Below are 23,170 nucleotides of genomic sequence, written 5' to 3' on the forward strand. Positions count from 1 at the left end.
GGCGACACCGCGCTGGCCGGCATGGTCAGCGGAGGCCGGTCTTGCGGTTGAGGGCCAGGTACAGCAGCTCGTCGATCAACTCGGTGTAAGGCAGTCCGGATTTCGCCCACATCTGCGGATACATGCTGATCGGCGTAAACCCGGGCATGGTGTTGATCTCATTGATAATGAGCTCGCCGTCCGGCGTGTAGAAGAAGTCGACCCGGGAGAGTCCCTCTCCCCCGAGCGCGTCGAACGCCTGTGCGGCGAGTTCGCGCACTCTTTCCGTGGCGTCGGCGGGCAAATCCGCCGGGCAGCTGAGGGCGGCGGCCGTACCGTCCAGGTATTTCGCTTCGAAATCGTAAAACTGATGCTCGCCGGGCTGGACGGCGATTTCCCCGGGCAGGCTGGTGCGCGTCGGTTCTGTTCCCCTGCCCTGCAGCACCGCTACTTCAATCTCGCGGCCGATGATGCCGGCTTCGACAACCACCTTGGGATCGTGTTCGCGGGCGGCCTCCACGGCGTCGCGCAGGCCGCCCGGCTCGGCCACCCGGGTGATTCCCATGGAGGAGCCCGCACGGGCCGGCTTGACGAAGACCGGGAACTGGAGCGTGCCCAGACGTTCGAGCACCGCGTCCGGGTCCTGCTGCCACTGACGGTCGGTGATGACCTGGTAGGGACCTACGTGGAGGCCGGCCGATTCGAAGACCACCTTCATATAGTGCTTGTCCATGCCGACGGCAGAGGCCAGTACGCCGGCGCCGACGTAGCGGACGTCGGCCATCTCCAGCAACCCCTGAAGCGTTCCGTCCTCGCCGAACGGCCCGTGCAGCAGCGGCAGCACCACGTCGACGTTGCCCAGGCTCTGCGGAACCTGCGCGGCCGGCGCGACCATGAGTTCCGGCGTGTCCCGCCTGCTGGCCAGCACGACGGGTTCGGCGGACGTACTGATCTCCGGCATTTTCCCCGAGGCGAGCGACCACTGGGCCGGATCATCGGCGACCTGGACCCACTGGCCGTTGCGCGCAATTCCGATGGGAACGACGTCGTACTTGTCCTTGTCGATGGCCCCGAGAACCCCGGCCGCGGTGACGCAGCTGACGGAATGTTCGCTGGACCGCCCGCCGAAAAGGACGGCAACGCGGGGTTTGCGGCCCGGCGACGGGGCGTTCGCGGCGGGAATGGTCTCGTCGTTCACTGGAGTTCACCTTCGGATTTGAGTTCACGGGTCAACAGGCGTGGCGCCAGCGCCTCTACGGATACCTGTCCCTCCAGGACGGCAACCACTGCCTCGGTAATCGGCATGTCGACGCCCACCTTGGTGGCCAGATCCAGCACGGCGCGGCCGGATTTGATGCCTTCGGCCGTTTGGGTCATTCGTTCCGTCACCTGGTCCAGGGTCAGGCCTTCGCCCAAGAGCCGTCCGGCTGTGTGGTTGCGCGACAGCGGCGACGCGCAGGTGGCGACCAGGTCGCCGAGCCCGGCCAGCCCGGCCATCGTCTGGACCTCTCCCCCGAGGGCAAGGGTGAGCCTGGTGGTCTCGGCCAGTCCGCGGGTGATGACCGTCGCCTTGGTGTTGTCTCCCATGCCCTTGCCGTCACAGATTCCCACGCACAGGGCAATGATGTTCTTCACGATGCCGCCGATCTCCACCCCCGTGACGTCCGAGTTCGTGTACGGACGGAAATAGCTGGCCGTGCACAACCGCGCAATCCACTGCGCGGTGTCGTCGTCCGTGCAGGCCACCACCGAGGCGGTCGGTTCCTTGCGCGCAATCTCGAGCGCCAGATTGGGACCGGAAATGACGGCCACGTGGGAGTCGGACAGGCCGAGCTCTTCCTTGATGACTTCGCTCATGCGCGCATCGGTCCCGCGCTCCAGCCCCTTCATGAGCGAGACGACCACTGCCTCCGGATCGAGCAGCGGCTTCCAGGACGCCAGCTGCGGCCGGAGGGTCTGGGCGGGAACAGCGAGCACCACCAGCGGCGCGCCGCGGAGGACTTCGGCGACGTCCTCCGAAGCGACGATGTTCTCCGGCAGCGCGATGTCCCGGAGGTACTTCACATTCCGGTGCCGGGAATTGATTTCCTCCGCCACTTCGGCGCGCCGGGCCCAGAGCCTGACCTCGACCTCGGGGTGGGCGTCCGCGACGACCTTGGCAAAGGTAGTGCCCCAGCTTCCTGCTCCGAGAACGGCGATGTTGGCAGGCAGGTCGGGGCGTGCTGTCACAACTTCTCCTCAGGCGGTAGCTCTTCTGTATGCACCGGTTCGCCGGAACCAAAGTCCCGGCCCATGGCGCTTTGACCGTGAGCAGAAGGATCCCAGCGGACGGCGGGCGCTGCCTCGCCGCGTACTTCGGCCAGCAGCGCCGTGATGCTGTCCATAATCCTATTCGTTGCGGCCTCCAGAACGGTCCTGGTGATCGGCAAGCCGCTGAATTCGCTCAGGTCCACCGGCGGTCCGGCCGTGACGTGTGCCGTCTTGCGCGGAAAAAGGCTGGGCCTTTTCGCATAACGTGGCAACAGCTGGTTGGCACCCCAGTGCGCCACCGGAATGACCGGTGCGCCGGTCTGCAGCGCGAGCCTTGCCGCCCCGGTGCGCCCGCGCATCGGCCACAGGGCCGGGTCCCGGGTCAGCGTTCCCTCCGGGTAGATGATCACGGCACCGCCTTCATCGAGCACCTCGCGTGAGACGTCAAGGGAACGGTTTGCGCCCGAACTGCTCCGCTCCACCGGTATCTGCCGGGCCGCCGTCAACAGTTGCCCGACCACCGGGATCTTGAACAGCGAGGCCTTCGCCAGGAAGTGCGGAAGGGCGCCCTGGTTGTAGACGTAATGGCCGACCACGAGCGGATCGATTTCCGTGTTGTGGTTCGGACAGACGATGAATCCCCGGTCCTTGGGGAAATTCTCCGTTCCCGTCCAGTTGCGACGGAGGACCAGGTTCAGGACTGGCCGGACAACGCCGGCGAGGACACCAATGACCACCCGCTCTTTGGAGTCTGCTCCCATGTCCGCCTACTCGACGTCGAAGTCCGCGCCGAGGCCCTCCAGCTTTGACTGGAAGCGTTCGTAGCCACGGTTGATGAGTTCGATGCCGGTCACGCGGGAGGTTCCGGCCGCCGCCAACGCGGCGATCAGGTGGCTGAAGCCGCCGCGGAGGTCGGGGATGTCTATCTCCGCCCCGGAGAGCTGTGTGGGTCCGGAAATCACGGCGGAATGCAGGAAATTCCGCTGCCCGAAGCGGCACGGAATGCTGCCGAGGCATTCGCGGTGCACCTGGATGTTCGCACCCATCCGAATCAGCGCCTCGGTGAATCCGAACCGGTTCTCGTACACGGTCTCGTGCACGATCGAGACGCCTTCGGCTTGCGTCAGGGCGACGACGAGGGGCTGCTGCCAATCCGTCATGAAGCCCGGGTGCACGTCGGTCTCGAGCACCAGCGGCGACAGGCTGCCGCCCGGGTGGTAGAAGCGGATGCCGTCGTCGTCGATGTCGAACGCCCCGCCGATCTTGCGGTAGGTGTTCAGGAAGGCGGTGAGGTCGCCCTGATGGGCACCTTCGACGTAAATGTCTCCCTGCGTCACGAGCGCCGCGGATGCCCAGGACGCGGCCTCGTTGCGGTCGGGCAGCGCGCGATGGTTGAAGCCGGACAGTTCGGTGACGCCCTCGATACGGATCACACGGTCGGTCTGGACCGTGATGATGGCACCCATCTTCTGCAGCACCGCGATGAGGTCCATGATTTCCGGCTCGATGGCGGCGCCGCTCAATTCCGTGATGCCCTCGGCACGGGTTGCCGTCAGGAGAACCTGCTCGGTGGCGCCCACGCTGGGATACGGCAGCGTGAGTTTCGCGCCCTTCAGTCCCCTGGGTGCGGAGATGGCTATGCCACCGGGCCGCTTGTCCACGATCGCGCCGAACTGCCGCAGCACATCGAGGTGGTAGTCGATGGGCCGGTCGCCGATCCGGCAGCCGCCCAGGTCGGGGATGAAGGCCTCGCCGATCGCGTGGATCAGGGGCCCGCAGAAAAGGATTGGAATGCGGGAATCGCCGGCGTGGGCGTCGATGTCCTTCATGTGGGCCGTCTTGACCTTGGTGGGGTCAAGCGTCAGGTCACCCGTCACCGCGTCCTTGGACACCTCGACGCCGTGCAGGCGGAGCAGGCTCGTGACGATTTCCACGTCCCTGATTTCGGGCACATTCCGCAGGACCGAGGCATTGCTGCCGAGCAAGGACGCGACCATCGCTTTGGGAACCAGGTTCTTGGCGCCGCGGACGGATACCTTCCCCGCCAACGGAACGCCACCACGAATGGTCAAAACACTTGCCATGAATACCTGTTTCCTCAAGCTAGTTTAGCGCCGAACTGCGCCAGGGCCTCAGCTAAGCATATTGGCAATCCGTGACCACTCTGAAATAAACGGGCAGCGAGTCCGGCGCTTTCCGTCCCGCCGGCCGGTGCCTTGCATGAGGCAGTCGCAGGTGCAAATCGGCGCCGCCGACGGAGTCGGAACGGCTCCCTCGACGGCGCCGATTCGCGCCAGGGCGCGTGTCCTCAGACTTTTGCCGGGAGGGTCGTCGGCTTCCAGGACGGGCGGGTGGCCTCGTAGGTGGTGATTTCCGCCTCATGCTTCAGGGTCAGCCCGATATCGTCCAGGCCTTCGAGCAGCCGCCAGCGGGTGTAGTCGTCGATCTCGAACGGCGCGGTGATGGTTCCGCAGGTGACGGTCTTCGACTCCAGGTCCACCGTGATTTCGGTGCCCGGGTGGTTCTCCAGTTCCTTCCAGATCAGCTCGATGTCATCCTGGGCGACCTCGGCGGCCAACAGCCCCTGCTTGCCGGAGTTCCCGCGGAAGATGTCGGCGAACCGGGAGGAGAGGACAACACGGAACCCGTAGTCCTTCAACGCCCAGACCGCGTGTTCGCGCGAGGAACCGGTCCCGAAATCCGGGCCGGCCACGAGAACGGACCCGCGGCTGAACGGCTCCTGGTTGAGGATAAAGTCCTCGTGCTTGCGCCAGGCTGCGAACAGGGCATCTTCGAAGCCTGTCCGGGTGATCCGCTTGAGGTACACCGCCGGGATGATCTGGTCGGTGTCCACGTTGGACTGCCGCAGCGGGACCCCGATGCCGGTATGGGTGGTGAACTTCTCCATGATTCTTCAGGCTCCTTAGGCGGCAGGCCGCGAGACGGCGTCGTTGTTGACCGGGTCCAGGTCCGAGGGCGAACTCAGCGTGCCCCTGACTGCGGTGGCGGCCGCCACTACCGGCGATACCAGGTGCGTCCGCCCGCCCTTGCCCTGCCGGCCCTCGAAGTTCCGGTTGGACGTGGACGCGCAGCGCTCGCCCGGGGCCAGCTGGTCCGGGTTCATGCCCAGGCACATGGAGCAGCCGGCGAACCGCCACTCGGCGCCGAACTCCTTGAACACCTTGTCCAGGCCTTCGGCCTCTGCTTCCAGGCGGACACGGGCAGACCCGGGCACCACCATCATGCGCACGTTCGGCGCCTTGGCCCGGCCGCGGATGATGTCCGCCGCGATGCGCAGGTCCTCGATGCGGCTGTTGGTGCAGGAGCCCAGGAAGACGGTGTCGACCGGGATGTCCTTCATGCGGGTGCCGGCTTCGAGACCCATGTAGGCCAGCGCACGTTCCGCGGCTGCCTTGGCGTTCTCGTCGGCGAAGTCGTCGGGCGACGGCACGGCTTCCGACAGGGAAACGCCCTGTCCGGGGTTGGTCCCCCACGTGACGAACGGCTCCAGCGTATCGGCGTCCAGGAAGACCTCGGCGTCGAACACCGCGTCGTCGTCGGTACGCAGGGTCTGCCAATTTTCGACGGCGGCGTCCCAGTCGGCGCCCTCCGGGGCGTGCGGCCGGCCCTTGAGGTAGTCGAAGGTGGTCTGGTCCGGCGCGACCATGCCGGCGCGGGCGCCCGCCTCGATGGACATGTTGCAGATGGTCATCCGGGCTTCCATGCTCAGGGCCCGGATGGCGGAGCCACGGTACTCCAGCACGTAGCCCTGGCCGCCGCCGGTGCCGATCTTGGCGATGACCGCCAGGATGATGTCCTTGGCGGTGACCCCCGGTCGCAGCGTGCCCTCGACGTTGATGGCCATGGTCTTGAACGGCTTCAGCGACAGCGTCTGGGTCGCCATGACGTGCTCAACTTCCGAGGTCCCGATGCCGAAGGCCAGGGCACCGAAGGCACCGTGGGTGGAGGTATGCGAGTCGCCGCACACCACCGTCATGCCGGGCTGGGTGAGTCCCAACTGGGGACCCACCACGTGCACGATCCCCTGCTCGGCGTCCCCGAGCGAGTGCAGCCGGACCCCGAATTCACGGCAGTTGGTGCGCAGCGTCTCGATCTGGGTGCGGCTGGTCGGGTCGGCGATCGGCTTGTCGATATCCAGCGTGGGAGTGTTGTGGTCCTCGGTCGCGATGGTCAGGTCCGGGCGGCGCAGCCCGCGCCCCGCCAGGCGCAGGCCCTCGAAGGCCTGCGGCGACGTGACCTCGTGTACCAGGTGAAGGTCGATGTAGAGGAGGTCGGGCTGGCGCGCCGCGCCTTCACCGTCGCCGTGGCGCACCACGTGTGCATCCCAGACTTTTTCGGCGAGCGTCTTGCCCGCAGTGTTACCGGCCATGGCCAGATCTCCTCCATCAATACCAACGCAGGCTTTTTCTCCCGCCGGGAGGCCCGCACCAAGTGTGTGCTTTAACTCTTCCAGCGCCGCTGCCCGCCCGCCAGTCAATCGACTTGCATCTCATATATTGAGATGAGAATATCAGCTTATGGACAATCCTAGCGGTGTCGGCGTCATCGACAAGGCGGCCATGGTGCTGGACACCCTGGAGGCCGGACCCACGTCCCTGGCCCAACTGGTAGCCGCCACCGGTCTGGCCCGGCCCACCGTCCACCGGCTCGCTTTGGCGCTGGTCCACCACCGGCTGGTCAGCCGGGACATGCAGGGCAGGTTTGTCCTGGGCAGCAGGCTGGTCGAATTAGCCGCGGCCGCCGGCGAAGACCGGCTCATAGCCGCCGCCGGTCCGGTGCTCATGAACCTCCGCGATGCCACGGGTGAGAGCGCCCAAGTCTTCCGCCGGCAGGGCGATTCGCGGGTATGCGTCGCCTCGGCCGAGCGGCCGATCGGATTGCGGGACACCATTCCGGTGGGGACACAGCTCTCGATGAAGGCCGGCTCCGCCGCCCAGGTGCTGTTGGCCTGGGAAGACCACGAGAGGCTGCTCGAAGGACTCCATGGGGCGCGTTTCACCCCGACAGTCCTCGCCGGCGTCCGCCGCCGCGGCTGGGGCCAGAGCCTGGGCGAACGCGAACCCGGCGTGGCGTCGGTTTCCGCCCCGGTCCGCGGTCCGTCCGGGCGGGTCATCGCCGCGGTTTCCATTTCCGGGCCGATCGAGCGGCTCACGCGGCAACCCGGCCGGCTGCATGCCGAGGTGGTCTGCAACGCGGCCGCCCAACTGACCGAAGCCCTGCGAAAGACCAAGGACTAGAGCGCTTCAGCCCCTGAAATGGTCCCATCCCCGAACCCGGACGGGGACGCCGTCGAGGGTCACCGTATCCTTCCCGCCGCCGACCACTCCGATGGCGGCGAACCCCGCCGGCAGGGTTTGTGCTGCGGGGAAAGTACACAGCAGGCCATGGTCTTCGCCGCCGCCGAGGACCCAGTCGCTGGGCTCCGCCCCCACCAGGGCCGCTGCCTCGTCCAAGGGTGCGGCAAAGTGCCGCAACTGCGCCGACGCAAGGTTTACCGCGACACTGCTGGCGCGGGCCAACCGCGCCGCATCACGGAGCAGGCCATCCGAGATGTCCATCATGGCGGTCGCGCCACCTTCGGCCGCAGCGGGGCCGGCGCTCAGCGGAGGCACCGGCCGGGACTGGATTCCGGCGAGCTCCTGCAGCGGAGCCGGGGCCTCGTCGTCGAAAACCGGGCTTTCGAGCAGCGCCAGTCCGGCCGCCGCGCGCCCCAGCGTGCCGGCCACCGCGACGGTGTCGCCGGGACGCGCGCCGCTGCGCAGGACCGGACTGCGGCCTTCGAGGTCCCCGGTAACGGCAGCCGTGACCACGATCGACTCGCCGCGGCCAAGATCACCGCCCACGACGGAGCACCGGCCCGCCCCCAGTTTCCGCAGGGCATCGGCCACGCCGTCGGCCAGGCTCTCGACCCATGCCACCGGCGTCGCACCGGGCAGGGTCAGGCTGATGACCAGTGACGTCGGCACGGCTCCCATGGCATTGATGTCCGAGAGGTTCTGCGCCACGGACTTCCATCCGACGTCGTAACCCGTCGTCCGGTACCCGGAGGGCCACTCAAGCCGGAAGTCCTGATCCTGGACCAACGTATCGATCGAGATGACGGTGCGGGCATCGGGTGCCTCGATCACGGCAGCGTCATCGCCCGGCCCGACCGGGACGCGGGCGGGGCCGAGGCGCGGGAAAATCCTTTCCAGAAGCGAGCCTTCGTCCAGATCGTTGACAGTCAGTTCAGCGGCCAATCTTTTGCGTTCTCCTTGTATCTCGTCTGCCGGGTCCATGGCCCCGCGGCTCCCCCGGGACGTCATTCGCCGGACGCCCTCAGCACTGCCTGCCTGAATGCCCGGTGCCGGGCCACCGCCTCTTCGACCGGCCGCACCACCCGCTCTTCCGCGACCCGCGCAACAGCGTCCCGGAGCCGCCGCCGCGCATTTGCGGCCCGGGCACGGGCCACGAACCGCGCGATCACGCCCGATGCAAGCGCCAGCACCACCCCGGCGAGGATCCCGGCGGCCAGCAACAAGGTCGGCACCGGGAAGCCTTCGACCGTTGGTGTCTCAGGGACCGCAAACTGCAGGTAGCCCAGCGCGGCGATGCCAAGGAGCCAGAGCGCTCCGGCCAAGGCGGCTGCGAGGGCGAGCCACTGGAGCAGGCCGAAAACCGGCCACCACCACGACGCACGGTCGGAGCGCAGGTCCGTGCCCACCAGGGCCTGGTCCAAGTCGTCCGGAAGCGTTTCCTCCGCGGATCGTGCCGCCCGGCGGATGGCCGCGCGCCAGGGTGCGGCCGCGCCTTCACCGGCGCGGTCGGCGAACTGACGGATGGCCTTGTCGGCCTGCGCCCGCTGGGCGGGGCCCGGAGCCGGCATGGACGAGCGGTTCAGCAGCGGATTCACGTCCTTGCGGTCCAGGTTGAGCCGCTTGAGCGGGTCTCGGCGCAGCTTTCCGAGCCAGCGGACCGCCGGCCATCCGGTCCGGGCATGCGCCCGCCGCCGGTAGGAGGCCCCCACGGCGTCGCTGATCGCTTCCACGCCTGCCGCCTGCGCCAACTGCTCGGCCAACGTGTTCCTGGCCGCCTTGCTGACGCCTGCCGGCTCTGCCCCGGGTTCAACGGCCAGCGCCTGGGCTGCCTTCCTGACGTCGGCGAGCAGCCGCTCGGCCGCGGCCTGCCGCTTGTCGGCAAAGGCCGTGATGGCTGCCGTCAGCTCGGCAAGGCCGGTCCCCGTCGTCGCGGAGACGGGGTAGACATCCACCCGGGCGAGCCCGTCCCGCAGCAAAATCTCCCTCAGCGACCCCAGGACCGGTTGCAGCTGTCCCTCGGCCAGCCGGTCCACCTGGTTCAGCACCACCAGCGTCACCGCATCGTGCGAGGCCAACGGGCGCAAAAATCCCTGGTGCACGGCGGCATCGGCGTACTTCTGCGGATCCAGCACCCAAACCAGTACGTCGACCTGGCCGGCGAACCGTTGCACGATGGCGCGATGCTCGACCGCGGTGGAATCAAAGTCCGGCAGGTCCAGCAGGATCAGGCCGCCGTGCCCGGCGAAGGATCCGTCGTCCACCACGTGCCGATTGGCTACCTGCAGCCAGTCCAGCAGCGGTTCGCTGCCGGCCGTTCCCCAAATTCCCGCCATTGCTTCGGACGTGGTGGGGCGGCGTGCCGCCACGGTGGCGTGGCGGGTGCCGGATACGGCGTTGAAGAGGGAGGACTTTCCGCTGCCGGTCGCACCGAAAAAGCCAACCACGGTGTGCTCGGCGGACAGGGAGCGGCGGGTGCTGGCCCGTTCCAGGACTTCGGTGACGGGTGCGAGTTCCGCTTCCGGCAGCACCCCGGCGGCGAGCTCGGCGGCCGTGTTCAAGGCATCCAGCCGTGTCTGCAGCAGCGAGGTCTCGGGCTGGCCCCGGTGGCGGCTCAATCCGGGGCTCCCGTGTCCGTCTTTGCCCCCAGCGCGTGCAGCCGCCCTTCCAGTGCGCGCATGGTCGCTGCGTCCTCCACCTCAGGGATCCGCGCCAGGAAGCGCTCCGCTTCGGCGCGCATGAGCCTGCGCGTTCGCTCCTGCAGCTCGGCGCGGGCCTTGCGCGCCAGCCTGCGTACGGCGTCCTCGCCGAAGACCGCTTCCAGCAGCTTCTGTCCCACCACGGCCGTTCCGCCCGCCACGCCGATTTCCAAGCCGGTCAGCCCTCCGGTGGCCGCGAATATCACCACCATCAGCGCTACCCCTAGGCCGTTGACTCCGAAGGAGAGCATGCGCGCGGTGAAGCGCTTGCTCTCACCCTCGCTGCGGATCAGGTCCAGCAGGTCTGCCTGCCACGCCCGGATTTCGCGGGCTACCTCGTCCGCAAAGCCCGCGCTGGGAGTCGACAGGTCTTCGTGTCCGAGCAGGCCCTGCCCGGCCGGGTCTGTCCGCCAGCGCGCGTCGGCCTCCTCCGCGCCGGCGGCCGCCGCCTCGACGACGACGGCCTGCAGCCCGGACTCGATGGCTTCCTCGACTTCGACGGAGGGAGCGGGTTTGCCGGAAAAGAACGCGCCGATCCGGTCCCGCAGCAGGCCTATGCCGCTCTCGATACCCCGGAAGAATTCTCCGGTGCCGACAAAGTCCTGCCAGCGCGCCAACACCTCGCCCCGGAGGAGCGTTCCGTCCTCCGTGGCCGCGAGAGCCCGCGTGGTCGCCGCCTCGTAGGCGTCTTCCACGACGGTGCGCAGTCGCTGGCCGGCGGCATGTTGGTCATCGGCGGCATCGGCGACTGAGCCGACCGTCGCGGCCAGTGAGCGCACTGCCCCGCCGAGGGTGCGCCGGGCGATGTCTGCCCGGCCGGAGGCGTCGGCGGCGAGTTCCTGGAGCCACTCCCGGAGGGGATCGACGGCGCCGGCCGGGAGCATGCCCCGTTCGTCCAGCCGGGACTCGAGGATGACAAACAGGCGGGCCGCGGCGAGACCCTGCCGCTGCAGCAGACCGGCCAGGTCGGCGCGGACTTCACGCTCAACTTCTTCCGGCACCCGGTCCAGCACGACCGCCACTTCGATGTCCCGCTGTGCGGCGTCCAGGAGCAGCGCCCACGGCACGGCGTCGGCGTACCGGTTGGCGGTGGTCACGAAAATCCACAGGTCGGCGGCGGCCAGCAGTTGTCCCGCCAGCCGCCGGTTCTCGTCGGCAATCGAATCGATATCCGGTGCATCGAGCAGCGCTATGCCCGCGGGAATGCTGGTGTGGGCGAGCAACACCAGCGAGGTTCCGGCAGGTTCGCCGGCCGGTTCCGGATTGTGGGCCTGCCTGTCGGCGGTGGCCGGCGCCGGCGTTCCGGTGATTCGGCCGAGGCCGGGCAGGATCCGCCGATCCGAAAACCATGCCGCGTCGCCCGGATGATGCAGCAGGACGGGTTGGCGTGTGGTGGGCCGGATCGCCCCGGCACGGGTGGCCGGAAAGCCCGCCACCGCGTTCACGAGCGTCGATTTCCCGGCGCCGGTGGATCCCCCCACGACGGCCAGCAGCGGGGCTTCCAGCGTGCGGTAGCGGGGCAGGATGTAGTCGTTCAACTGGGCAATGGCGGCAGCGACGGCTCCGCGGGCTGCGGCGGCACCGGGAACGTTTAGCGGCAACTGGACCGCTTCAAGCGCGCCCCGGCTTTGTTCCAGGAGCACGACGGCGTCCGCCGCTCCCCTGTCCTGGCCCTCGGGCAACCTGCTTGTCACGGTTCCTATCATGCCAGCAGGAGCCGCCAACCCTGCCACGGCGGGCCGTAGGCCTGGTTCTTCGGGGCATACAAAAAGCCGGTCCGGGACGGGATGTCCGGGACCGGCTGTTGGTGACCCCAGCGGGATTCGAACCCGCGTTACCGCCGTGAGAGGGCGGCGTACTAGGCCGCTATACGATGGGGCCGCATAGCTTGCACAGTTGAAGGCCTGCACTGCCTTGTCCTTGCGGACCGTGACCCCAGCGGGATTCGAACCCGCGTTACCGCCGTGAGAGGGCGGCGTACTAGGCCGCTATACGATGGGGCCGTAGGTTTGCGCGGAGTTTTCGCTCCACACAATCCAGTCCCCGCCGGAGCGGAGACTGTAGCGCTGGGATACCAGGACTCGAACCTAGAATGACGGTACCAGAAACCGTTGTGTTGCCAATTACACCATATCCCACTGGCACTTTCGGAGCCGGTGGAAACGGGCTTTTACCCATTCCCTGGCGCCTCAGCACGAGTAATTACTTTACCGGATGCCTGCTCGAAAGTGCAAAACGAGCAACGCGCGGCAGCCGGGCCGCGCGTCGCCCGGGGCGCGCTCAGCCGCGGAAGGCCTTGATCCGCGCCAGGGAGGAGTCCTTGCCCAGGATCACCATGGACTCGAAAAGCGGCGGCGAAATCCGACGCCCGGAGACCGCGGTGCGCACCGGCCCGAAGGCCAGCCGCGGCTTCAGCCCCAGGCCCTCGACCAGGGCCGACCGCAGGGCCGCCTGGATGTTCTCTGCCGTCCACTCCTCGAGCGGCTCCAGCGCGGCCAGCGCGGCGTCCAGGGCTTCCGCCAGGTTCTCGGGCAGGCCCTTGCGCGCGGCGTCGGCGATCTCGATCTCGTCGTCGTTCTTGAAGAGGAATGCCACCATCTCCGGCGCCTCCCCCAGCAGGGTGATGCGCTCCTGGATCAGCGGCGCGGCGTCGGCCAGGATCATCTGCTCGCGTTCCGTCAACGACTCCCCGACCAGGCCGGCATGCTGCAGGTAGGGGATCAGCCGGAGCTTGAAGTCGCCGGGTTCAAGCAGGCGCACATGGGTCCCGTTGATGGCCTCGGCCTTCTTCAGGTCGAAGCGCGCCGGGTTCGCCAGCACGTCGTGGATGTCGAAGGCCTCCACCATCTGGTCGATGGTGAAGATGTCCTCGTCGGCGGACAGCGACCAGCCCAGCAGCGAGAGGTAGTTGAGCAGGCCCTCCCGGATGAAACCGCGCTCCCGGTGCAGGAACAGGTTGGACTCGGGATCGCGCTTGGAAAGCTTCTTGTTGCCCTGGCCCATCACGTACGGGAGATGGCCGAACAACGGCATGTAGCGGGCCACGCCGATGTCCACCAAGGCCCGGTAGAGCGCGATCTGGCGAGGAGTCGAGGACAGCAGGTCCTCGCCGCGCAGAACGTGGGTGATGCCCATCAGTGCGTCGTCCACGGGGTTGACCAAGGTGTAGAGCGGCTTGCCGTTGGCGCGGACGACGGCGAAGTCCGGCACGCTGCCGGCCTTGAAGGTGATCTCCCCGCGCACCAGGTCCGTGAAGGTGATGTCCTCGTCCGGCATCCGCACGCGCAGCACCGGTTCGCGGCCCTCGGCCTTGAACGCGGCAATCTGGTCCTGTGTCAGGTCCCGGTCAAAGTTGTCGTAGCCCAGCTTGACGTCGCGTCCGGCGGCCTTGTGCCGGGCCTCGACTTCTTCCGGGGTGGAATAGGACTCGTAGAGGTGGCCGGCCTCCTTCAGCTTCGCGATGACGTCCCGGTAGATGTCGCCGCGCTGGGACTGGCGGTACGGCTCATGCGGCCCGCCGACCTCCACGCCCTCGTCCCACGTGATGCCCAGCCACTTCAGCGCTTCCAGCAACTGCTGGTAGCTTTCCTCGCTGTCGCGGGCGGCGTCCGTGTCCTCGATCCGGAACACCATGGTGCCGCCCGTGTGCCGGGCGTAGGCCCAGTTGAACAGGGCGGTGCGGATCAGTCCGACGTGCGGCGTGCCCGTGGGAGACGGGCAGAAGCGCACACGGACGGGAGTTTCGTCGTCAACAGTGGGGATGGCAGCAGCAGTAGTCATGATGTGCTCCAGTTTAGTCTGCCAAGCCACTGCCGCTGGCCGGGCCGGAGGCCCGGCTACTTCTTGCGCGGCTTCTTCCGGCGCGAGCCGGCGGTGTATCGGTAGAGGTAATAGAGCGCCAGCAGGATGCCGACCGCCAGGAACGTCCCCGCCAGCCAGTCCGGGCCGCCCCAGTAGTGGGTGGCCCGGGCCGCCACGGAAAACGTGGCCAGCGATCCGAGCGCAAAGACTCCGAAGGAGCGGCGGCGTGCCGGCATGGGATCAGCGGCGGGCGGTGTTGGACAGGGTGCCGATGCCCTCGATCTCGACCTCGTAGCGCTGGCCGGATTCGATGGTGCCGACGCCGGAGGGGGTGCCGGTCATGATGACGTCGCCGGGGAGCAGGGTGAAGGCCTGGGAGGCGTAGGAGACCAGTTCCTTGACGCCCCAGATCATCTGCGAGGTATTGCCCTCCTGCTTCAGCTCGCCGTCGAGCCGGCCGCGGATGGCCAGGTCTTCGGTGTCCAGTTCGGTCTCGATCCACGGGCCGAGCGGGGCCGAGCCGTCGAATCCCTTGGCGCGGGCCCACTGGTTGTCGGTGCGCTGCGCGTCCCGGGCGGTCAGGTCGTTGCCGCAGGTGTAGCCGAAGATGACCTCGTCCACGCGCTCCACCGGGACGTCCTTGCAGATCCGGCCGATGATCACGCAGAGCTCGGCCTCGTAGGAGACTTCGTCAGAGAACTCAGGCAGGACCAGCGGCTCGTTCGGGCCGATCACCGAGGTGTTGGGCTTGAGGAACATCAGCGGGGCGGCCGGCGTCTCGTTGCCCATTTCCCGGATGTGGTCGGCGTAGTTGCGGCCGATGCCGATCACCTTGCTGCGCGGAATGATCGGGGCGAGCAACCGCACGTCCTCGAGCTTGTGTTGGGCACCGGTGGGCTGGATGCCGTTGAAGAACGGGTCGCCGGCGATGACGGTGATCTGCTCACTCCCCTCCTCGCCTTCGACGATGCCGTACTGGGGGTCGGATTCAAAGACAAACCGGGCTATGCGCATGGGTTTAGCCTACTGGTTTCCCGCCCGCGGATTTCAAATGGGACGGGCCCGAACCTGCACCTCTCAACCGCGCAGGTATTCGAGCTGAGCGGCGACGGAGGATTCGGCGGCGAAGCGGACCGCGGGATCGACGTCGGCGTAGACATGGTCGGTCACCGCGTCGACGGTCGCGTCGGCGCCGAGGTGCTCCAGGGCGGCGCGAATCTGGTCCAGGCGGAGCCGGCGGTGGTCGGCGTACTCGCGGCAGATGGCCGACAGGTCCGGAAGCGTGCCGCCGTGCGCGGGCAAGACCTTCGCCGGACCGAGGAGTTCCAGCCGGGCCAGCGAAGCCAGGTACGGGCCGAGCCTGCCGTCCGGGTAGGCGATGATGGTGGTGCCGCGGCCCAGGATGGTGTCGCCGGTGAGCACTGAGCCGTGGGGTCCGTCGTCGGGAAGATGGAAGCTCACCGAGTCCGCCGTGTGGCCCGGTGTGGCCAGCACGCGGATGTCGACGCCGGCCGCCCGAACCACCTCGCCGTCCCGCAGCGGTTCGGCGGCGTAACAGAGTGCTTCGTCCAAGGCACGCACGGGAGCGCCGGTCAGTTCGTGGAAGCGTTCGCTCGCTTCGATGTGATCGATGTGGTGGTGGGTAATCAGGACCAGTTCCACCTTCCCCACTGCCGCCAGCTCAGCCAAGTGCTCCTCGTCCAGCGGCCCGGGATCGACAACTGCCACTCCCCCGTTCCCCGGGGCGGCGATCAGGTAGGACTGGGTGCCGTCCAGGCTCATCGGCCCCGGGTTGGGGGCCAACCGGTACCGGGTCAGTTCACTGCTGCGGACAAGGGAGGGATTCAGTTCAGCGGTCACAGGATTCATCCTCGCACTCCCCGCCCGGCGCCGCAGGCCGGCGCCCCGGGGAGGCGGCCGTTGGTGGCCGGCGCCCCGGGAGGTTGCCGCGGCCCTCATCATCCCCCGGGCCGGACGGCATCCGTCATACTTGCCGGGCCCGTACCGGTGGCTTGACCATGTTCGCTACGCTGGGCACCTGCAGTCCCGCCAACGGCGGCCGGACGAGGGCTGGGCGATGCGCGCATCTTCCCGGCCGGATGGAGGATCAGTGCTGACGGAAGTCCACTCACCGTACGACGTGCAGCTGGGCCGGGATGGCCTCCTGGTGTTGACTGTCCGGCGCGGCCTCAGCGTCGGTGCCGAGCTCGCGCAGCACGTCGTCGACCACCTCTTCGACGTCGCCGGGGACCGGCGGGTGGCGGTGCTGCTGAAAATGGCCGGCGTGCGCTGGGTGACTCCGGAGGCACGGCTGATCGCAGATACCTTCACGCCGTGCGTCGCCCTCGCGGTGCTCGGCAACGGGGCCGTCGACCGGGTGCTCGCCAGCTTCTTCGTGCGGATCTTCGCCAAGGACGACTTCCCGACGGGATATTTCGACGACGAGGCCGCGGCGCGTCAGTGGCTGGCGACGCATGCCGGACGCCTTGCCGGGGTGGAGACGGAATAAGTCCGGGCTGAGGCTGGGTTGCCCTTGATGGAACCATTTGCAACTGCAGGATAGGAAAACCCCATGGCGGATACCCAGAACACCACGTCCCTGGCCGATTTGCTGGCCGAGTATGACGTGGCCGAGCACGACCATGCGGTGGCCGAGCGCAACAGCGGGATGCAGCACATTCATAACCACGCCAACGGGGACATCGTGTGGTTCCCCACCTGGCAGAAAAACCGCGAGACGACCGACTGGGAAACCGCCGTGCAAGAGTTCTCCGCCGAGCTCGAGGCCGCCGCCGCGGGCGGCGCGGATGCCGCCGAAGCCGCAGCGGCCCTGGCGTCCTCCCGGCTGCAGGCCCTGCTGGAACAGGCTGCCGAGGCCCCGGACGCCAATGTGTTTATCCGCGAGAACCTGGCCCGCTTCCTGTCGGAGACCTGGGCCCTCGGCGACGCCTACGCGCTGAAGAGCGGGAAGAAACTCCCGGGGACGGCGGCGCCGGCCGGCATTTTCGCTTCGTTCCCGTACGAGGTCTACGCGCGGGAGGGCGGCAGCTTCGCCACCGCCCTGTGGAACGACCTGGTGGATGCCCGCAAGAACCGGATCGCCGCCGAAGAGGCCGAGCGCAAAGCGCTCAAGCCCGTCTCCAAGAAGGCTCGAAAGGCCGCAGAGCGCAAGGCAGCCGCCCGGAAGGGTTAGCCGCAGCACCTTCCGGCGCTCCCCGGGGGTACGCCGGAAGGAAGGTGGGCGGGCGTCGGAAGGTGGGCGGGCGTCGAAGGTGTGCCCCGCCGTCGTGGTCCTGCGTCAGAGGAACAACAGGATCAGGACCACCAGCGGCAGGACCGACTGGGCCAGCGCACTCTGCCACAGGCGGCGTTCCGAAAACCAGAGCACGGCCCCGAGGATCACGTGGGCGATGCAGGTGAAGACGATGATGGTCTCGCCGGTGGCCGGGCGGCCGCCGGCGGCGATGATCACGCCCGCGAGGGCGCCCAGCCCCCAGACCATGTTGTAGAAGCCCACGTTAATGGTCCACAGCCGCACGGCGCCCACGTCCTCCGGTCGGATGAGGAACAACCGGTGGAAGCGCTGGTCGCGGTAGAAGAAGGCCTCCGCCGCGCCAACGGCAATCAGCATCACTCCGAAGAGCGCCGCCAGGACGTACGCCGCCACCGTCATGGACCCAGTGTGGCCCGGCCGGGACCCGAACGGAAGCGGCGGTCAGGCCAGGCCGGCGGTCAGGCCAGGCCGGCGGTCAGGTCAGGCCAGGCGGTCAGGTCAGGCCAGGCGGGTGAGCCAGCCCCGCGAGTCCTCCACGGCGCCTGTCTGGATGCCCAGCAACTCCTGGCGGATGGACATGGACACGTCGCCGGACCCGGCGCTCGGCGAGGCGATGCTCCAGCCGTCGGCCTTCAATTCGCCGATCGGGGTGATCACCGCGGCGGTGCCGCAGGCGAAGGCTTCGGTGATGTCTCCCGCCGCCACGCCGTCGCGCCATTCGTCGATGGTGATCTTGCGCTCCCGCACGTCCAGGCCGCGGTCCTTGGCCAGCTCGATCACCGAGGAACGGGTGACGCCGTGCAGGATGTGGCCGTTCAGCTCCGGAGTGACCAGGCTGCCGTCCTTGAACACGAAGAACACGTTCATCCCGCCGAGTTCTTCGATGGCGTTGTCGTTGAACTTGTCCAGGAAGAGCACCTGCTGGCAGCCGTTGGCTTCGGCTTCCAGCTGCGCGGCCAGGGACGCGGCGTAGTTGCCGCCGCACTTGGCCTCCCCGGTGCCGCCCTCGCCGGCGCGGGAGTAGCGCTCGGAGAGCCAGATGGACACCGGCTTGAGCTCGCCGCCGAAGTAGTTCCCGGCCGGCGAGGCGATCACGCGGTAGGACACCTCGTGGGCGGGGCGCACGCCCAGGAACGCCTCGGTGGCGATCATGAACGGACGCAGGTACAGCGCTTCGCCGTCGCCGGAGGGCACCCACGCCTTGTCGGTGGTGACCAGCTGGCGCAGGGACTCGATGAAGGTTTCCTCCGGCAGCTCCGGAAGGGCCAGCCGGCGCGCCGAGGTGTTCAGGCGGGCGGCGTTGGCCTCGGCCCGGAAGGTCCAGACGGACCCGTCGTCGTGCTGGTAGGCCTTCAGACCCTCGAAGATCTCCTGGCCGTAGTGCAGCACCGCGGCGGCAGGATCCATCATGATGGGTCCGTACGGCTCGATCCGCGCATTCGACCAGCTGCCCGTGCCGTCGGCGTCGACCTTGTAGTCGACGACGGCCGTGTGGTCCGTGAAGTGCTTGCCGAAGCCCGGGTTCGCCAAGATGGCGGCGCGCTCCTCGGCGCTCTTCGGACGCTCCGAGAGCTGCTGGGTGAATTCGAGGGGTTCAGTCATGGTTCCTCCGCGGTGAGGGCACGCCCTTGTGCGTCAAATAATGATTCTGGTTAGTAACCGTTAACTACCCTACTGCCAAAGCGGCGGTGATCGCATCGCCGATTTCCGCAGTGGTGCGGGAGGCACTCCCCCGGGTTGCGACGTCGTGCTCCACCGCCTGCTGCACGCGGGCGGCCGCGTCGGCGAGGCCCAGGTGCTCCAGCAGCAGGGCCACGGACAGGATGGCCGCCGTGGGGTCGGCCTTCTGCTGGCCGGCGATGTCCGGCGCGGAGCCGTGAACCGGCTCGAACATGGACGGAGCGGTGCGGTCCATGTTGATATTCCCGGACGCCGCCAGGCCGATGCCGCCGGTGATGGCGGCGGCCAGGTCGGTGATGATGTCGCCGAACAGGTTGTCGGTGACGATCACGTCGAAGCGGGCCGGGTCCGTGACCATGAAGATGGTGGCCGCGTCGATGTGCAGGTAGTCGACGGCAACGTCCGGGAACTCGGCGCCGACCGTCTCCACGGTGCGCCGCCACAGGTGCCCGGCGTGGACCAGCACGTTGTGCTTGTGCACCAGGGTGAGCTTCTTGCGGCGGCCGGACGCGCGGCGGAAGGCATCGCGGACCACGCGCTCCACGCCGTGGGCGGTGTTGACCGAGACCTCGGTGGCGATTTCATGCGGGGTGCCCACGCGCAGCGCGCCGCCGTTGCCCACGTAGGGCCCTTCGGTTCCTTCGCGGACGACGACGAAGTCCACCTCGCCCGGGTTTGCCAGCGGGCTGGGGACGCCGGGCAGCAGCTTCGCCGGGCGCAGGTTCACGTAGTGGTCGAGGGAGAAGCGCAGCTTGAGCAGCATCTCCCGCTCGATGACGCCGGACGGAATCCGGGTGTCGCCGGGGGCGGCGCCGACGGCGCCGAAGAGGATCGCGTCATGCTTGCGGAGCCGCTCCAGCGTCTCCTCGGGCAGGGTCTCGCCGGTGGCCAGCCAGTGCTCGGCGCCCAGCGGGTACTCGGTCAGGTCGAAGGTGGCGCCGCCGTCGGCAGTGGCCGCCGTGAGGACCTTTACCGCCTCCGCCACGACCTCCGGTCCGATGCCATCGCCGGGAATGACTGCCAGGGAGAATGCCTTTGCTGCTGCGCTCATGGCTTCAAGTTTAGGAAACCATTCCACATTCTGGGCAAACCGTCCCAAAATGTGAACACCTGAGGGTTTTGTGCAGCAAGGGTGGCGACTCAAAGGCGGAACTGCGCGATGGCAACCTTTCGGCTCCGCCCTCGGCCGCGGCCGACCGGAGGGCGCCTTTCCCATCAACTGCCATGCCAGGACAAGCACCACCGGCACATGCTGCTGCGCCCTCTCCGGGCCTTGCCAAAGATTAATAAGCATGCTTAGGTTAAATCGTTAAGGGCCGCACGGATCACGCTCAACACGGGCGTCCGTACCCTCCAAAAGACATCGATCGAGAAGGAGATACCATGCTCGCCCAAGAACAACTCAACAACCTGCTCAGCCGCGGCGGAAACGTCGTTTCGACTGACGGAGACAAAATCGGCTCCATCGGCCAGGTCTACGCCGATGATGACAGCGGCCGCCCCACGTGGGTGACGGCCAAGACCGGCCTGTTCGGCTCCTCCGAAACTTTCGTCCCGCTCGAAGCGGCGCGCGTGGAGGGTGACGACATTGTGGTCCCCTACACCAAGGACCAGATCAAGGACGCCCCGCGGGTTGACGTGGACGGCTACCTGGAGCCCGCAGAGGAGGACCGGCTCTACGCGCACTATCAGCTGGGCGGCGGCGGACGGACTTACACCGACGCCACAACCGGCCGGGATACCGACTACACCACTACCGGCACGGGCACCGGCACTACCGGGCAGTACGGCACCGACGATACCCGCGGCACGTACACCGAGGACGCCCCGGGCACGGTGGGCCGGGACACCTCCGGTCCCACTACCGACGACGCCATGACCCGCTCCGAGGAGCGCCTGCATGTCGGTACCGAGAAGCAGGCGACGGGCCGGGCCAGGCTGCGCAAGTACGTCACCACCGAGAATGTCACCCAGACCGTGCCGGTCCAGCGCGAGGAAGTCCGCATCGAACGCGAACCGATCACCGATGCCAACCGCGGCGACGCCATGTCCGGCCCGGACCTGAGCGACGAGGAACACGAGGTCACGCTCCACGAGGAACGGCCCGTCGTGGAGAAGGAGACCGTCCCGGTCGAACGGGTCCGGCTTGAGAAGGACACCGTCACCGACGAGGTCAGGGTCGACGAAGAGGTGCGTAAGGAACGCATCGAGACCGACGGCACAGACACCGACACCCGCCGCTAGCGGGGGCTGGCCGACGCGAAAGGCCGGGGCAGGGAGCATTCCCGCCCCGGCCTTTCGCTCGCCCCGGCATGGCGGGTGGCCAGGGCCGCCTAAAGATCGCCGTCGGCGAAGGAATCGAAGATTTTGCGCGTCTTGGCATCCATGGGCAGCATGTACTGACCGTCCGCGCTGTAGCCGAAGCCGGGCTCGGGGACTTGGTGCCCGACCTTGGCCGGCTTGGTCTTGTAGACCCAGGCGCCGAGCGTCAGCGCCTGCTCCGCGCTCAGGTTGGTCTCGACCAGCGGATCGGCGGCGGTGAGCAGGTCGACCAGCCCGGCCGGTCCGCTCATCTTGGCCATGGCGGCGAATCCGAGCAACAGCACCCCCTGGTGCCCGGAGCGGCCGAAGTCGCCGTTGCGCAGGGTTTTCCGCTCCCGGGCGTAGTCCAGCGCCGTCTCACCGTCGAGCTTGCTCTTTCCCGCCTTGACGTCCAGCACCGGGATCGGGGCGTCAATGGTGACGCCGCCGATTTCATCCACCAGGTCCTCGAACTGCCTGAAACCGGTGAGGATGTAGCCCTCCACCTTCAGGCCGGTCACGTCCGCCACGACCTTCTGCTGCGCCTTGGGTCCGCCCCGCATCATGGCCGCGTTGATCTTCGCCTGGCCGCCGCCTGGCATGTCCACCCAGAGATCCCGCGGGATGCCCAGGATGCCGCCTCCGCCCTTGCCGTCCACGCCGATTACCTGGAGGGCGTCGGCGCGGGCTTCGCGAACCTTCTCGCCCTTGCTCTTCTGGGCGTCGGAGCCTATGAGCAGGACGTGGCGCTTGCCGCCCAGAACCGTCTTGTTCACGTCGAGCGAAGGCCACCAGCCGCCCACTGCAGTCCACGTTCCGTCCTTGTCTACGGCAAGGGTCACGTCGTCGCCGGAGGTCAGGACGGCCATGTCCTGCCCGTTCCATTCACCGGTCGCGGCCTTGACGGTGGTTTTGGCTTCGACCGGAGTCCGGCCGGCGAGCGCACGGGCAGCCAGCTTGTTGGCAGCCACGTCGCCGCCCTCGTAGATAGCCGTCGCCAGCTCCGCCAGGGGTTCGGGCATCTCGCCGGTCTCCAGCATGCTGGGGCTGGGAGTTGCCGAATGCAGCGGACGGGGCTGCTCGGCCTTCGGCGCGCAGCCGGTCAGCAGGAGAAGGGATACGAGCGGGAGCGCTGCGAGGCGGGCAAGTTTCATGGCTTTATGTTCCCGCTTACCCGGCCGCTGTGCAAAGGTTTCACCGCGGGACGTCTGTGCGCCGGCCGAGACAGCCCTTCCCGTCGGACCGATGTTCTCCTCAAGGGGGGGCGTCAGCGGGTGCCCTTCCCACCGCCGCGGCTCGCCCGTGGGAGGGTACCTGCCCACTGCCATCGGGCCCCGGCCCGTGGCGGGACCAGCCCGGGCGCCCCCTTCTCCGGCATGCGCCGGCGGGCACTACCTGGCCCATTCGGTCTGCATTTCCGCGACGGGGTGGATGTTCACCATCCTGACGCCGTCCCCGGTGGTGGCCGTGAACTCGTGCCAGGCGTACGCCGGGATGACGATCACCGTTTCCGCGCCCGCATGGCCGGACTGGCCGTCGATCGTGAAGTCGATCTCGCCGTCGAGCAGTACGAAGATTTCCTCATAGGGATGGCGGTGGCGTTCGGCACCGCGCGAGTTCACGAAGAAGGATGCGTGGGCCCCGTGTTCGCTGCCACGGAAGACGGCGGCTCCCGAGGCGGGACGCAGGCTGGCAAGGGACAGGGCTTTGTAGGTCATCGGAGCGGCCTTCCGGTCAGCGGGTAGCCGACACTCTACCGACTGCGCGCCGGCGGTCCCAGGGGAACGGCGATCCAGCCGTTCGCTTCCCCGGCGGCCGCCACGGCGGAGACATCGGCAGGGCCTGATGCTACGTTGGCGGGACAGAGCAGT

22 protein-coding genes and 3 tRNA genes are annotated in these 23,170 nt (G+C 67.9%); 4 read left to right on the forward strand and 21 right to left on the reverse strand.

The window, feature by feature from the left end; all coding sequences use genetic code 11:
• Positions 1 to 25 precede the first annotated feature (25 nt).
• The 6 genes from AC5RVV_RS03430 to leuC form a co-directional block, all read right to left on the reverse strand.
• Complete coding sequence (locus tag AC5RVV_RS03430) at positions 26 to 1,162, reverse strand: D-alanine--D-alanine ligase family protein (RefSeq protein ID WP_494001270.1); 1,137 nt, start codon at positions 1,160 to 1,162, stop codon at positions 26 to 28.
• Positions 1,163 to 1,173: 11 nt separating this feature from the next.
• Positions 1,174 to 2,208: an NAD(P)H-dependent glycerol-3-phosphate dehydrogenase gene (locus tag AC5RVV_RS03435; protein WP_494000006.1), complete on the reverse strand. Its 1,035-nt coding sequence runs from the start codon at positions 2,206 to 2,208 to the stop codon at positions 1,174 to 1,176.
• A complete protein-coding gene (locus tag AC5RVV_RS03440; protein ID WP_494000007.1) occupies positions 2,205 to 2,990 on the reverse strand; it encodes a lysophospholipid acyltransferase family protein in 786 nt (261 codons plus the stop codon). Before AC5RVV_RS03440 ends, AC5RVV_RS03435 begins: the two co-directional genes overlap by 4 nt.
• A gap of 6 nt (positions 2,991 to 2,996) precedes the next feature.
• Positions 2,997 to 4,313 carry a UDP-N-acetylglucosamine 1-carboxyvinyltransferase gene (murA, locus tag AC5RVV_RS03445; protein WP_494000008.1) on the reverse strand — a complete coding sequence of 439 codons (1,317 nt, stop codon included), beginning with the start codon at positions 4,311 to 4,313 and terminating at the stop codon, positions 2,997 to 2,999.
• Between the two features lie 224 nt (positions 4,314 to 4,537).
• The gene (gene leuD / locus AC5RVV_RS03450; RefSeq protein ID WP_494000009.1) at positions 4,538 to 5,137 is read right to left on the reverse strand and encodes a 3-isopropylmalate dehydratase small subunit; all 600 of its coding nucleotides are present in this window, start codon (positions 5,135 to 5,137) and stop codon (positions 4,538 to 4,540) included.
• Between the two features lie 15 nt (positions 5,138 to 5,152).
• A complete protein-coding gene (leuC, locus tag AC5RVV_RS03455; protein WP_493986902.1) occupies positions 5,153 to 6,619 on the reverse strand; it encodes a 3-isopropylmalate dehydratase large subunit in 1,467 nt (488 codons plus the stop codon).
• A 148-nt stretch (positions 6,620 to 6,767) separates the two neighbouring features.
• Between leuC and AC5RVV_RS03460 the strand changes: the two genes are divergently transcribed.
• The gene (locus AC5RVV_RS03460) at positions 6,768 to 7,487 is read left to right on the forward strand and encodes an IclR family transcriptional regulator (protein WP_494000010.1); all 720 of its coding nucleotides are present in this window, start codon (positions 6,768 to 6,770) and stop codon (positions 7,485 to 7,487) included.
• Between the two features lie 6 nt (positions 7,488 to 7,493).
• On the opposite strand, the gene AC5RVV_RS03465 is transcribed toward AC5RVV_RS03460, so the two are convergent.
• The 10 genes from AC5RVV_RS03465 to AC5RVV_RS03510 form a co-directional block, all read right to left on the reverse strand.
• Complete coding sequence (locus AC5RVV_RS03465; RefSeq protein WP_494000011.1) at positions 7,494 to 8,528, reverse strand: thiamine-phosphate kinase; 1,035 nt, start codon at positions 8,526 to 8,528, stop codon at positions 7,494 to 7,496.
• 23 nt (positions 8,529 to 8,551) lie between these two features.
• Positions 8,552 to 10,162 (reverse strand): GTPase, encoded by a 1,611-nt coding sequence (locus tag AC5RVV_RS03470; RefSeq protein WP_494000012.1) that lies wholly within the window; start codon positions 10,160 to 10,162, stop codon positions 8,552 to 8,554.
• Entirely contained in the window at positions 10,159 to 11,949 is a 1,791-nt protein-coding gene (locus tag AC5RVV_RS03475; RefSeq protein ID WP_494000013.1) for a dynamin family protein, read from the reverse strand. Before AC5RVV_RS03475 ends, AC5RVV_RS03470 begins: the two co-directional genes overlap by 4 nt.
• A 99-nt stretch (positions 11,950 to 12,048) precedes the next feature.
• A tRNA-Glu gene (locus tag AC5RVV_RS03480) sits at positions 12,049 to 12,124 on the reverse strand.
• 49 nt (positions 12,125 to 12,173) lie between these two features.
• A tRNA-Glu gene (locus tag AC5RVV_RS03485) sits at positions 12,174 to 12,246 on the reverse strand.
• 63 nt (positions 12,247 to 12,309) lie between these two features.
• A tRNA-Gln gene (locus AC5RVV_RS03490) sits at positions 12,310 to 12,381 on the reverse strand.
• Between the two features lie 142 nt (positions 12,382 to 12,523).
• Positions 12,524 to 14,023: a glutamate--tRNA ligase gene (gltX, locus tag AC5RVV_RS03495; RefSeq protein WP_494000014.1), complete on the reverse strand. Its 1,500-nt coding sequence runs from the start codon at positions 14,021 to 14,023 to the stop codon at positions 12,524 to 12,526.
• A gap of 56 nt (positions 14,024 to 14,079) precedes the next feature.
• Positions 14,080 to 14,280 (reverse strand): hypothetical protein, encoded by a 201-nt coding sequence (locus tag AC5RVV_RS03500; RefSeq protein WP_494000015.1) that lies wholly within the window; start codon positions 14,278 to 14,280, stop codon positions 14,080 to 14,082.
• A gap of 4 nt (positions 14,281 to 14,284) precedes the next feature.
• Entirely contained in the window at positions 14,285 to 15,058 is a 774-nt protein-coding gene (locus AC5RVV_RS03505; protein WP_494000016.1) for a fumarylacetoacetate hydrolase family protein, read from the reverse strand.
• Between the two features lie 63 nt (positions 15,059 to 15,121).
• The gene (locus AC5RVV_RS03510; RefSeq protein ID WP_494000017.1) at positions 15,122 to 15,913 is read right to left on the reverse strand and encodes an MBL fold metallo-hydrolase; all 792 of its coding nucleotides are present in this window, start codon (positions 15,911 to 15,913) and stop codon (positions 15,122 to 15,124) included.
• Between the two features lie 241 nt (positions 15,914 to 16,154).
• Here AC5RVV_RS03510 and AC5RVV_RS03515 point away from each other — a divergent pair, with 241 nt between their 5' ends.
• Entirely contained in the window at positions 16,155 to 16,553 is a 399-nt protein-coding gene (locus AC5RVV_RS03515; protein ID WP_494000018.1) for a DUF7793 family protein, read from the forward strand.
• 63 nt (positions 16,554 to 16,616) lie between these two features.
• The gene (locus tag AC5RVV_RS03520) at positions 16,617 to 17,237 is read left to right on the forward strand and encodes a hypothetical protein (protein WP_494000019.1); all 621 of its coding nucleotides are present in this window, start codon (positions 16,617 to 16,619) and stop codon (positions 17,235 to 17,237) included.
• A 105-nt stretch (positions 17,238 to 17,342) separates the two neighbouring features.
• Here the strand turns inward: AC5RVV_RS03520 and AC5RVV_RS03525 are convergent, their stop codons facing one another.
• The 3 genes from AC5RVV_RS03525 to AC5RVV_RS03535 form a co-directional block, all read right to left on the reverse strand.
• Positions 17,343 to 17,717: a DUF1304 family protein gene (locus AC5RVV_RS03525; RefSeq protein WP_494000020.1), complete on the reverse strand. Its 375-nt coding sequence runs from the start codon at positions 17,715 to 17,717 to the stop codon at positions 17,343 to 17,345.
• Positions 17,718 to 17,816: 99 nt separating this feature from the next.
• Positions 17,817 to 18,920, reverse strand: a complete 1,104-nt coding sequence (locus AC5RVV_RS03530) for a branched-chain amino acid aminotransferase (RefSeq protein WP_494000021.1) — start codon at positions 18,918 to 18,920, stop codon at positions 17,817 to 17,819.
• Between the two features lie 64 nt (positions 18,921 to 18,984).
• Complete coding sequence (locus AC5RVV_RS03535; protein ID WP_494000022.1) at positions 18,985 to 20,049, reverse strand: 3-isopropylmalate dehydrogenase; 1,065 nt, start codon at positions 20,047 to 20,049, stop codon at positions 18,985 to 18,987.
• A gap of 332 nt (positions 20,050 to 20,381) precedes the next feature.
• Between AC5RVV_RS03535 and AC5RVV_RS03540 the strand changes: the two genes are divergently transcribed.
• A complete protein-coding gene (locus AC5RVV_RS03540; RefSeq protein WP_494000023.1) occupies positions 20,382 to 21,242 on the forward strand; it encodes a DUF2382 domain-containing protein in 861 nt (286 codons plus the stop codon).
• Positions 21,243 to 21,331: 89 nt separating this feature from the next.
• Here the strand turns inward: AC5RVV_RS03540 and AC5RVV_RS03545 are convergent, their stop codons facing one another.
• Entirely contained in the window at positions 21,332 to 22,453 is a 1,122-nt protein-coding gene (locus tag AC5RVV_RS03545; protein WP_494000024.1) for an LCP family protein, read from the reverse strand.
• A 237-nt stretch (positions 22,454 to 22,690) separates the two neighbouring features.
• Entirely contained in the window at positions 22,691 to 23,017 is a 327-nt protein-coding gene (locus tag AC5RVV_RS03550; RefSeq protein WP_494000025.1) for a cupin domain-containing protein, read from the reverse strand.
• Positions 23,018 to 23,170 lie beyond the last annotated feature (153 nt).

Source organism: Arthrobacter sp. MDT2-34-1 (assembly GCF_059091365.1).